Here is a 255-nt window from a genome sequence, read left to right as displayed (position 1 = left end):
TTCACCTACATGCCAGCGTGCCTTCTCCCGAAGTTACGGCACCATTTTGCCTAGTTCCTTCACCCGAGTTCTCTCAAGCGCCTTGGTATTCTCTACCTGACCACCTGTGTCGGTTTGGGGTACGATTCAATGTTACCTGGAGCTTAGAGGATTTTCCTGGAAGCAGGGCATCAACTACTTCTGCACCGTAGTGCATCGTCATCACGCCTCAGGGTTAGTATGCAACCGGATTTACCAGGTCACACCCCCTACACG

Annotated in this window: 1 rRNA gene; it reads right to left on the bottom strand. The window is 52.2% G+C overall.

Annotated elements, in window-relative coordinates:
• Positions 1 to 255 (bottom strand): 23S ribosomal RNA (locus ACK3CV_RS25440); the annotation flags it as partial.

This window comes from Serratia sp. TSO36 (assembly GCF_057808395.1).
This window is presented reverse-complemented; position numbering and strand designations above follow the sequence as displayed.